Consider the following 10,382-nt stretch of genomic DNA (forward strand, 5'->3'; position numbering starts at 1 on the left):
GCTTGGCCAGCCGCTGGCCCAGGCGCTGGCGCGCGCGCGTCTGGCCGAACAGCTTGAGGCCGCGCGCCTGCACGGCGAAACCGAGCAGTTGCGCAGTGCCTTGCTGGCGTCCGTGTCCCATGACCTGCGCACGCCATTGACCGCCATGCGCGGCAGCATCGACAGCCTGCTGGCGCTGGGCGAAGCGATCCCGGTCGACGACCGCCGCGAATTGCTGGAAGGCACCCGCAATGAGTCTGAGCGCCTCGATCGCTACATCCAGAACCTGCTGGACATGACCCGCCTGGGCCACGGCGGGCTCAAGCTGGCCCGCGACTGGGTAGCCCCGGGGGATATTGTCGGCAGCGCCCTCAACCGCCTGCGCGTGGTGCTGGCGCCGTTGCGCGTGCACACTGATGTGCCAGCCGAGCTGCCGTTATTGTTCGTGCATGCAGCACTGATCGAGCAGGCGTTGGTCAATGTGCTGGAAAATGCTGCACGGTTCTCGCCGGCCAATGGCCGGCTGGCGTTGCAGGTATCGGTGCAGGACAGTCAATTGCGCTTTGCCGTGTTCGACCAGGGGCCCGGCATTCCCGTGGCCGACCGCGAGAAGATCTTCGATATGTTCTACACCGCAGCCCGTGGCGACCGTGGCGGGCAGGGCACCGGCCTGGGCCTGGCCATCTGCCAGGGCATGATCGGCGCCCATGGCGGGCAGATTCTGGTGGGCGAAGGCATTGATGGCCAGGGCACCGGCATCACTTTATGCTTGCCGCTGCCCCCTCAACCTGAAGCCGAAAGCGAAACCCCATGAGCCAGTCCGCCACCCTGTTGGTCATCGACGACGAACCGCAGATCCGCAAGTTCCTGCGTATCAGCCTGACCTCGCAGGGCTACAAGGTGATCGAGGCGGCTACCGGCGGCGAAGGGCTGGCCCAGGCGGCATTGGGCAAACCGGACCTGGTGGTGCTCGACCTCGGCCTGCCGGACATGGACGGCCAGCAGGTGCTGCGCGAGCTGCGCGAGTGGAGCACGGTGCCGGTGATGGTGTTGTCGGTGCGCGCCAGTGAAGTGCAGAAGGTCGATGCACTCGATGGCGGCGCCAATGACTATGTGACCAAGCCGTTTGGCATCCAGGAGTTTCTGGCCCGGGTGCGTGCCCTGTTGCGCCAGGTACCCCAGGCCGCTGGTTCGGAAGTGTCGGCGAGCTTTGGGCCATTGACTGTGGACTTTGCTTTTCGCCGGGTGACCCTGGACGGTGTGGAAGTGGCGTTGACGCGCAAGGAGTATGCCTTGTTGGCTCTATTGGCCGGGCACCCGGGGCGGGTGATTACCCAGCAGCAGCTGCTCAAGGATATCTGGGGGCCTACCCATGTGGAGGACACCCATTACTTGCGGATTGTGGTGGGGCATTTGCGCCAGAAACTGGGCGATGACCCCACGGCGCCGCGCTTCATCGTTACCGAGGCGGGGGTAGGGTATCGGTTGGTGGCCCCGTCGCATCCTGATTGACTGGCGCGGCCTTTGTGGGAGCGGGCGCGCCCTCGAAGCAGGCGACGCGATGGATGGCACCGGCTTCGTCGGTGTTCGCGGCTGAAGCCGCTCCCACAGGGATCGCGCTAGCTTCTGAATCATGATCAAGGCCTCGTGCTGTGGCATCTCAGGCTCTTGGTGGCTCCTTCTCGAAAAGCTGGCGCACGACTTCCAGATAGCGCCGCGCCCCCAGGCCTAGCGGGCGTGGCTTGAGCCAGATGATGTCGACCCACAGGCGCAAGCGGCTGGCCATGTTGTCGAAACGCACTTCTGCCAGCGCGCCCGACGCGATCAACGGTTCAACCAGCGGCTCTGGCAGGTAGGCCCACCCGAGGCCGGATTGCACCAGGTCCAGCGTGGCCAGGTAGCTGTCGGTCAGCCAGATACGCCGCGACAGCACCATGCGCGGGTCCGACCCGGTGGCCTTGCCCGAGGCGACGATGATCTGCCGCTGTTCGGCGAATGCCTCTTCGGGCAAGGGTGTGCCGCTGTTCTGACCCGCCGGATGGCGCGGTGACGCGACGGCCACCAGCAACTGGCTGCCAGCTTCCAGAAACGACTCGCGCTCGTCGATGCCGGGCCGTTCGAACACCAGCGCCAGTTGCACGCTGCCCTCGTGCAGCAGGCGGATGGCTTCGGTCTGGGTGGCTGTACGCACTTCGATTTCCAGGCTGGGGAATTCTTCTGCCAGCGTTACCAGTGGTTGGCTCCAGCGGCCGGTCTGCAACTCGGGCGCCATGGCGATGGTCAGGCGTTTTTCCAGGCCTTTGTGCAACTGCAAGGCCTGGGCGTCCAGCAGGTTGAGCTGGCAGATCACCTGCCGGGCCTGAGGCTCCAGCGCCAGGGCGGCGCTGGTGGGCAAGGCCTTGCGGGTGGCCCGGTCGAACAGCACCAGGTCCAGTTCTGCTTCCAGTTGGGCGATGGCCATGCTCACCGCCGAAGGTACACGGCCCAGCTTGCGCGCGGCGGCGGAAAACGACCCGGCATCCATCACGGCGAGAAAGATTGCCAGGGAGTCGCTGGTAAAGGCCATGTTCACAAAACCTGTTGTAAGTGATGTGGGTAATGTAACTGGCTGCCTCGGGCTTGCCATGGGATTTGCAGCGCCGGTGAGATCGAGCGCCGCCCGCGCGGCGCTCGATCTCATAGACGCAGCAACTCCAAAGGCCTGTACCTTCAGCCACCACTCAACCCCTACAGCCCTTCGCCAAGCACCCGGTCGATGCTGTCGACAAAGTAGTCCACGCTTGCCCGCGTAGTGCACATCGGTGGCTTGATCTTGAGGATGTTCAGGTAATCGCCGGTCGGCTGCATGAAGATGCCCAGTTCACGCAGGCGGTCGCACAAGGTCATGGTTTCCTCGGTGGCCGGTTCCAGGGTTGCGCGGTCACGCACCAGCTCCAGCCCCAGGTAGAAGCCAGAGCCATGTGCAGCGCCAGCCAGCGGGTGCTTGTCCACCAGCGCCTGCAAGCGGGCCTTGAAGTAGCGCCCGGTATCACGGGCGTTGTCCCACAGGCCTTCCTCCTGCATCACGTCCAGTACCGCCATGCCGATGCGACAGCTGACCGGGCTGCCACCGGCCGAGGAGAAGAAGTAGCCCTCGGCTTCCAGCGCTTCGGCGATTTCGCGGCGGGTGATGACCACACCCAGTGGCTGGCCGTTGCCCATGCCCTTGGCCATGGTGATGATATCCGGCACCACGCCCTGTTCCTCGAAGCCCCAGAAGTACTCACCCAGGCGGCCGTACCCCACCTGTACCTCGTCGGCGATGCACACGCCGCCACGGGCGTGGACCTTGGCATACGCATCCTGCAAGTAGCCCGCCGGTAGCGAGATGCCCCCGGCATTGCCGTACACCGGCTCACAGATGATGCCGGCCAGCTGGCGACCGCGGGCGTCGAGGTCGGCCAGCTTGGCGTCGACGTCCTGCAAGTAGTCGGTGGCGCTGTTGGGACCGCGGAAGCGGCCACGGAAGGTGTTTGGTGCCTCGACCGGGTGCACCCAGTCCGGGCGGGTTTCCAGCGCTTGCGGGTTGTCGGCGATGGAGGTGGAGATGGCATCGGTTGCCACCGACCAGCCGTGGTAGGCCTCCAGCACGCTGAGCAAGTCACGCCCGCCGCTGTAGGCCCAGGCCAGGCGAATCGCCAGGTCGTTGGCTTCGGTGCCGCTGTTGACCATGAACACCCGGTCGAAACCTTCGGGCGCCAGGGCTAGCAGGCGCTCGGAAAACTCGGTGATTGCCGCGTAGTGGAAGCGCGAGTTGGTGTTCAGCAGTGACCACTGCCGCGCCGACTCGGCGACCATGCGTGGGTGGCCATGGCCTAGCACCGCGACGTTGTTGAGCATGTCCAGGTACGAACGGCCCTGCATGTCGATCAGGTAGTTGCGCCAGCCGCGCTCGATATGCGGCGGCTGCGCGTAGTAGTGCTTCTGCGAACGGGCGAAGCTGGCGTCGCGGCGGGCTAGCAGGGCTTGCGGATCGGGTAGCGGCTGGGCATCGCAATCGAAGCCCAGCAGTGCGGCTGGCGACGGGCACAGGGCCAGCCAGGCAGCGGCGTGGGATGGGGTGGCAAAGAAAGGCGGCTGAATGCCGTTGTCCAGGCACAGCTGCACGCTGAGGAAGCCACAAGTAGTGCCCAGCGACTGGCCTTTTTCCACGCCCTGGCCGTCTGCCGGTGCGTCTTCCAGTCCCTGCAGCAACAACGCCCAGTGCGCGGTGCGCAGGCAGCCTCGGCCGTCGCCGTGGCGCTCCCAGGTGCCGGGTGCTGGCGCTTGCACCAGGCTGCCGTTGGGCACGTGCAGCTCTACGCCGAGGGCGCAGGTGGCGGGCTCTTCGGGGCTGTCGATGTGGGTTTGCGACAGGCGATATTGCCCATGCAGGCTGCAGGCCGGGGCGGCTTGTGCAGTCAGCAGATGCTGGTCGAAACCGGGTTGTTCCCAGTTACCGGCTTCGCAGAGTGAGCTGAGTACCCCCAGGTCTACCCGGGACACAGCCTGCCCGGAGAGGTCAGGGAGCAACCGGGCGCAACCGTTCAAGTCCGGCACCTTGGCTTGCAAGCCCGCAGCTTGCAGGATGGCCGCTTCCATCAGGGTGAAAGGCACGGCGGTGGCAGTGTCGAAGATTTCCCATTCGTGAGCGATGTTGTCGCGGGTGTACTGGTTGCCGGGGTCAATAGCCAGCTGCTGTTCGCTGCTCAGCACCAGTACGGCAGCGCGGTTTACTACCAACGGCCACAGGGCGCGCAGTTCCGCCTCGGTCAGCGGGTTGAGTGCCTGATAGGCCTGCACGGCTGGCAGGATGCGCAGTGGGTCGCCCTCGGCGTGGTGCAACAGCGCAGCGCAAGTCACCGACAGGTCGGCGATGCGCCAGGTGCGTAGCAGGTCGCCGAAATCAATCACGCCTTGCAGTTGCCACTGGCGCTGGGCATCACGGGCCCACACGGTGTTGTCGTCGGTGATGTCCAGGTGCACGGCCTGACTTGGCAGTTGATCAACCAGGGGTGTCAGGCGCTCGCAGGCTTGGCGGGTAGCGCGTTCGATGCGAGCGCGCTGCGCGCTGTCCTGCAGCACCGGCAGCAGATGACCGATCAGTGCCTGGGCATGCTGCGGATCCCATTGCAGGGTGCGCACCAGGCCTGGGTGGTCGAAGTTGGCCAGCGCTTTGTCCAGCCGGGCGCAGAGCCCGCCCAGTTCGCCCATAAGCCGTGGTTGCATGTGCTTGAGACGGGTGAGGGGTTGGCCGTCGATGTAATCGAGCAGGCGCAGGCGCAACGGTTGGCCGTCTATCTCCAGGTCCAGTAACTGCTGGCCGCTGGTGGCCGTGCGTGCGGCTGGCACCGGCAAGCCCTGATCGCGCAGGTAGGACAGGGCGGCGTGCTGTGCTTCCAGTTCCTGTTGCGCATAGCTGCCGTGACAGGCCTTCAGCACGAATCGGCCTTGTGGCGCGTCCACGCGCACGTTCAGGTCTTGCTGGCTGCCCAGGGCCGTGAGCGTGCCGGCGAGGCCATAGTGCATTTGTAGCACGGCATGCGCCTGGGCTTCGCTGAGCGAAGGGCTGGGCAGGCCGGAGCGCTGGATCAGCGCCGCCAGGGCTGGGGAAGTGGGCGGCTGTTGTGGACTGGACATAGGCTCTACCGTTGGTGCCGGGAGTGGATGGTGGAGAATTTATGCCCTTTCTGGCTGATGATGGAAGACGATTGTTGTCAGGAAAATTGATCACTGACGCTTTGAACTATTCGGTAATCGAAGTAAACGAAACAGCCGGATGGAGTAGGATTGCCCGGGGGAGTGGCTGGCTTCCGAGGTGTGAAATCCAGCTGATCCCGGGCCACCAAAGATTCAGCGCATCATGCCGAGTTCGGCGTCATCCATCAGCGCTTTGGCCATTGCGCTCAGATAGTGCGCAGCCCAGATCATCATCGGTTTTTCATCCATCAGGCCGGTAATGGTCAGTTCGCGGACGTAGCCCATCAGCTCCGATGATTGCTCGCGGGCGTCGCGGCAGGAGATGCCGGGCTCGATACGAAACAGTGGGTGGGTGCCGTTTTCGCCCTGGCAGAAGGTGGTTTTGCCAACGGTGAATTGAGTGTCTTCTGTGGTCATTTTTGTTTCCCCCTGAAAGTTCTCGAATGCCTGGGCGGGCCCTTTCGCGGGTAAACCCGCTCCCACAGGTTCCCCACTTGCCTCAAGACTTGCACAGTACCTGTGGGAGCGGGTTTACCCGCGAAAGGGCCCGCCCAGGCAACACATCATTCAAAAGTCAGTGCGCCGTTCGAGGCTCGGTGGGCATCTGCACCTGGACCAATGCCGACTCAAGCAAAGCCCGTAGCGCCTCCAGCTCGTGCATCGAGGTCATCATCAAGATCGAAGCAGGTGATTTGGGCTGCAGCAGCAAGGCCTGATGTACCACGGTGGCGGCGCAGAGCGCGTAGTCGGTGGCCTGGATCAGGGTGTCTTCGAGGGAATGGGGGTTGTGGGGTGGATCGGGGACGACTTTCAACATTACGATTTACCGTTGTAGGTGCCGCCTCCTCCCTGCTGTCAAACAGTTGGGTGGCAGCTGTACGTGGGTTGACAGACCGGTGGAAATCGTAAGTTCCGGCGCACGCAAGCGTGCCCGCACGTACAGCCGCCATAATGGCGAACCGCATACGATTTACCGTCACAGCCTGTCAAAGCTGTATCGTTGACGAGCAACGACATGCCGAGACTAGAGCGCTGCCGGAGCAGCGGCAACGGAAAATGCGCGGCAGGAGTATGTTTGGGAAATGGCCTACAAGGAAGGGGGTAAATCTGATCTTACCGCTCCAGAAGCGGGCCGCTCTGCGGCCCATCGCCGGCAAGCCAGCTCCCACAGGGATAGCGCAAGTCTTGGAGACTGCGCGGTCGGGGTGGGAGCTGGCTTGCCGGCGATGGGCTGCAGAGCGGCCCCCAAAAGCTAGCTTACGGCATCCACCTCCAAAAACGCCGCCTCCAGCAACTGCCGTGTATACGGATGCTGCGGCGCATGAAATATCGCCTGTGCATCCCCTTGCTCCACCACCTGCCCGTGCTTGATCACCATCAACTGGTGACTCAGCGCCTTCACCACCGCCAGGTCATGGCTGATGAACAGGTACGTCAGGTTGTACTTCTGCTGCAGATTACGCAGCAACTCCACCACCTGCCGCTGCACGGTGCGGTCCAGCGCGGATGTGGGTTCATCCAGCAGGATCAGCGCCGGCTTCAGCACCAGCGCCCTGGCAATGGCGATGCGCTGGCGCTGTCCGCCGGAAAACTCATGGGGATAACGATGGCGAGTACGCGGATCCAGCCCCACTTCCTCCAAGGCCGCGACAATGGCCGCTTCCTGCTCGGCTGCGGTGCCAATGCGGTGAATACGCAACCCTTCGCCAACGATATCCGCCACACACATGCGCGGGCTCAGGCTGCCAAACGGGTCCTGGAACACCACCTGCATTTCCCGCCGCAACGGGCGCACGGCCTGCTGATTCAAGGCGTCCAGGTTCTGCCCGTGAAAACGAATGCCACCTTGACTGGAGATCAGGCGCAGAATGGCCAGGCCCAACGTCGACTTGCCCGAACCGGACTCGCCGACAATCCCCAGCGTCTGCCCCTGCGGCAAGCTGAAGTTGACGCCGTCCACCGCTTTCACGTGGTCAACCGTGCGCCGCAGAAAGCCCTTCTTGATCGGGAACCATACCTTGAGGTCATCCACCTCCAGCAACGGTGCCCCCACCGGGTTGTGCGCCGGCAGCCCGCTGGGCTCGGCATTGATCAACATCTGCGTGTAGTGGTGCTGCGGCGCGCTGAACAGCGTGGCGCAGTCGGCCTGCTCGACAATCTGCCCGCGCTGCATCACGCACACGCGGTGAGCGATGCGCCGCACCAGATTGAGGTCATGGCTGATCAGAAGCAAGGCCATGCCCAAGCGCGCCTGCAGGTCTTTGAGCAGGTCGAGAATCTTGAGCTGCACGGTCACATCCAGCGCCGTGGTGGGTTCGTCGGCAATCAGCAGCTCTGGCTCGTTGGCCAGCGCCATGGCGATCATCACCCGCTGGCGCTGCCCGCCAGACAGTTCGTGGGGGAGGGCTTTCAGGCGCTTGCGCGGTTCGGGAATACCGACCAGCTCCAGCAGCTCCAGCGTGCGGGCGGTGGCTGCCTTGCCGGTGAGGCCTTTGTGCAGCAGGAGGATTTCGTTGATCTGCTTTTCGATGCAGTGCAGCGGGTTCAGCGAGGTCATCGGCTCCTGGAAGATCATCGCAATGCGGTTGCCGCGAATGCGTTGCAGGGTCTTCTCGTTCTGCTGCAGCAGGTCTTTGCCCTCGTACCGGATGCTGCCGCTGGGGTGGCGCGCCAGAGGGTACGGCAGCAGGCGCAGGATCGAGTGCGCAGTAACCGATTTGCCCGAGCCACTTTCGCCTACCAATGCCAGCGTCTCGCCCTTGCGGATGTCAAAGCTGATGCCATCGACCACCCGGTTGACCTGGTCGCCGGTGACGAACTCCACGGCCAGGTCCCGCACTTCGATCAGGTTCTGTTCACTCATGTCACTTCCTCGGGTCGAAGGCGTCGCGGGCGGATTCGCCGATGAACACCAGCAGGCTCAGCATCAGCGCCAGCACCGCGAAGGCGCTGATGCCCAGCCACGGGGCTTGCAGGTTGGACTTGCCCTGGGCCACCAGCTCGCCCAGCGACGGCGAACCTGCGGGCAGGCCAAAGCCAAGGAAGTCCAGCGCGGTCAGGGTACCGATGGCGCCAGTGAGAATGAACGGCATGAAGGTCATGGTCGAAATCATCGCGTTGGGCAGGATGTGCCGGTACATGATTGCGCCGTTGCGCATGCCCAGGGCGCGGGCGGCGCGCACGTATTCCAGGTTGCGCCCGCGCAGGAACTCGGCGCGTACCACGTCCACCAGGCTCATCCACGAGAACAGCAGCATGATTCCCAGCAGCCACCAGAAATTCGGCTGCACGAAGCTGGCGAGGATGATCAGCAGGTAAAGCACCGGCAAGCCGGACCAGATTTCCAGGAAGCGTTGTCCGACCAGGTCGACCCAGCCGCCATAGAACCCCTGCAGCGCCCCGGCGATGACCCCGATGATGGAGCTGAGGATGGTCAAGGTGAGGGCGAACAGTACCGAAACGCGGAAGCCGTAGATCACCCGCGCCAGCACGTCGCGCCCCTGGTCGTCGGTGCCCAGCAGGTTGTCCGCCGAGGGCGGGGCCGGGGCCGGTACGCGCAGGTCGTAGTTGATGCTCTGATAGCTGAACGGGATCGGCGCCCACAGCACGAAGCTGTCTTTCTTCGCCAGCAGCTCGCGGATGTACGGGCTCTTGTAGTTGGCTTCCAGCGGGAACTCGCCGCCGAAGGTGGTTTCCGGGTAGCGCTTGAACGCCGGGAAGTACCACTCGCCGTCGTAACGCACGGCAATCGGCTTGTCGTTGGCGATCAGCTCGGCGCCCAGGCTGAGGCCGAACAGGATCAGGAACAGCCACAGCGACCACCAGCCACGGCGGTTGGCCTTGAAACGCTCGAAGCGCCGGCGGTTGAGAGGGGACAAGGCCATGTCAGTGCTCCCGGCTGGCGAAGTCGATGCGCGGATCGACCAGGGTATAGGTCAGGTCGCCGATCAGTTTCACCACCAGCCCCAGCAGGGTGAAGATGAACAGGGTGCCGAAGACCACCGGATAGTCGCGGTTGATGGCCGCCTCGAAGCTCATCAGGCCCAGGCCGTCGAGGCTGAAGATCACCTCGATCAGCAAAGAGCCGGTGAAGAAGATGCCGATGAACGCCGAGGGGAAGCCGGCGATCACCAGCAGCATGGCGTTGCGGAACACGTGGCCATACAGCACCCGTGGCCGGCTCAGGCCCTTGGCCTTGGCGGTGACCACGTACTGCTTGTTGATTTCGTCCAGGAAGCTGTTCTTGGTCAGCAGGGTCATGGTGGCAAAGTTGCCGATGACCAGCGCGGTAATCGGCAGCACCAGATGCCAGAAGTAGTCCAGCACCTTGCCGGTGGTACTCAGCTCGTCGAAGTTGTTGGAGGTGAGGCCGCGCAGCGGGAACCAGTCGAAGTAGCTGCCGCCGGCGAACAGCACGATCAGCAGGATGGCGAACAGGAACGCCGGAATGGCGTAGCCGACGATGATCGCCGAACTGGTCCACACGTCGAAATGGCTGCCGTGGCGCACGGCCTTGGCGATGCCCAGCGGGATCGACACCAGGTACATGATCAGCGTGCTCCACAGCCCCAGCGAAATCGACACCGGCATCTTCTCGATGATCAGGTCGATGACCTTGGCATCGCGGAAGAAGCTGTCGCCGAAGTCCAGCTGGGCGTAGTTCTTGATCATGATCCACAGGCGTT

The 10,382-nt window shown here is 63.8% G+C and carries 9 protein-coding genes; 2 read left to right on the forward strand and 7 right to left on the reverse strand.

The window, feature by feature from the left end; all coding sequences use genetic code 11:
* Positions 1-793, forward strand: a 793-nt coding sequence (locus HP547_RS22845; RefSeq protein WP_256676400.1) for a sensor histidine kinase KdpD, incomplete at its 5' end; no start/stop codon positions are given.
* Entirely contained in the window at positions 790-1,491 is a 702-nt protein-coding gene (locus HP547_RS22850; protein WP_172224062.1) for a response regulator, read from the forward strand. The genes HP547_RS22845 and HP547_RS22850, both read left to right, overlap by 4 nt.
* A 148-nt stretch (positions 1,492-1,639) precedes the next feature.
* On the opposite strand, the gene HP547_RS22855 is transcribed toward HP547_RS22850, so the two are convergent.
* From HP547_RS22855 to HP547_RS22885, 7 genes are all read right to left on the reverse strand, one after another.
* Positions 1,640-2,545 carry a LysR family transcriptional regulator gene (locus HP547_RS22855; RefSeq protein WP_172287510.1) on the reverse strand — a complete coding sequence of 302 codons (906 nt, stop codon included), beginning with the start codon at positions 2,543-2,545 and terminating at the stop codon, positions 1,640-1,642.
* A gap of 161 nt (positions 2,546-2,706) precedes the next feature.
* Positions 2,707-5,637 carry an aminotransferase gene (locus tag HP547_RS22860; RefSeq protein ID WP_172287513.1) on the reverse strand — a complete coding sequence of 977 codons (2,931 nt, stop codon included), beginning with the start codon at positions 5,635-5,637 and terminating at the stop codon, positions 2,707-2,709.
* 213 nt (positions 5,638-5,850) lie between these two features.
* Complete coding sequence (locus tag HP547_RS22865) at positions 5,851-6,114, reverse strand: DUF3077 domain-containing protein (protein WP_172287516.1); 264 nt, start codon at positions 6,112-6,114, stop codon at positions 5,851-5,853.
* Positions 6,115-6,271: 157 nt separating this feature from the next.
* Positions 6,272-6,514 (reverse strand): hypothetical protein, encoded by a 243-nt coding sequence (locus tag HP547_RS22870; protein WP_172224048.1) that lies wholly within the window; start codon positions 6,512-6,514, stop codon positions 6,272-6,274.
* A 435-nt stretch (positions 6,515-6,949) separates the two neighbouring features.
* Entirely contained in the window at positions 6,950-8,560 is a 1,611-nt protein-coding gene (locus HP547_RS22875) for an ABC transporter ATP-binding protein (protein WP_172287519.1), read from the reverse strand.
* A gap of 1 nt (position 8,561) precedes the next feature.
* The gene (locus tag HP547_RS22880) at positions 8,562-9,581 is read right to left on the reverse strand and encodes an ABC transporter permease (RefSeq protein ID WP_172287522.1); all 1,020 of its coding nucleotides are present in this window, start codon (positions 9,579-9,581) and stop codon (positions 8,562-8,564) included.
* A 1-nt stretch (position 9,582) separates the two neighbouring features.
* The coding region (locus HP547_RS22885) for an ABC transporter permease subunit (RefSeq protein WP_172287525.1) at positions 9,583-10,382 on the reverse strand (800 nt) is incomplete at its 5' end.

This window comes from Pseudomonas sp. CM27, from assembly GCF_013179515.1.
Lineage (GTDB): Bacteria > Pseudomonadota > Gammaproteobacteria > Pseudomonadales > Pseudomonadaceae > Aquipseudomonas.

Excerpts from the sequence above, each read along its gene's own strand:
- HP547_RS22850 (WP_172224062.1), top strand. The coding sequence starts at position 790 with ATGAGCCAGTCCGCCACCCTGTTGGTCATCGACGACGAACCGCAGATC.
- HP547_RS22855 (WP_172287510.1), bottom strand. The coding sequence starts at position 2,545 with ATGGCCTTTACCAGCGACTCCCTGGCAATCTTTCTCGCCGTGATGGAT.
- HP547_RS22860 (WP_172287513.1), bottom strand. The coding sequence starts at position 5,637 with ATGTCCAGTCCACAACAGCCGCCCACTTCCCCAGCCCTGGCGGCGCTG.
- HP547_RS22865 (WP_172287516.1), bottom strand. The coding sequence starts at position 6,114 with ATGACCACAGAAGACACTCAATTCACCGTTGGCAAAACCACCTTCTGC.
- HP547_RS22870 (WP_172224048.1), bottom strand. The coding sequence starts at position 6,514 with ATGTTGAAAGTCGTCCCCGATCCACCCCACAACCCCCATTCCCTCGAA.
- HP547_RS22875 (WP_172287519.1), bottom strand. The coding sequence starts at position 8,560 with ATGAGTGAACAGAACCTGATCGAAGTGCGGGACCTGGCCGTGGAGTTC.
- HP547_RS22880 (WP_172287522.1), bottom strand. The coding sequence starts at position 9,581 with ATGGCCTTGTCCCCTCTCAACCGCCGGCGCTTCGAGCGTTTCAAGGCC.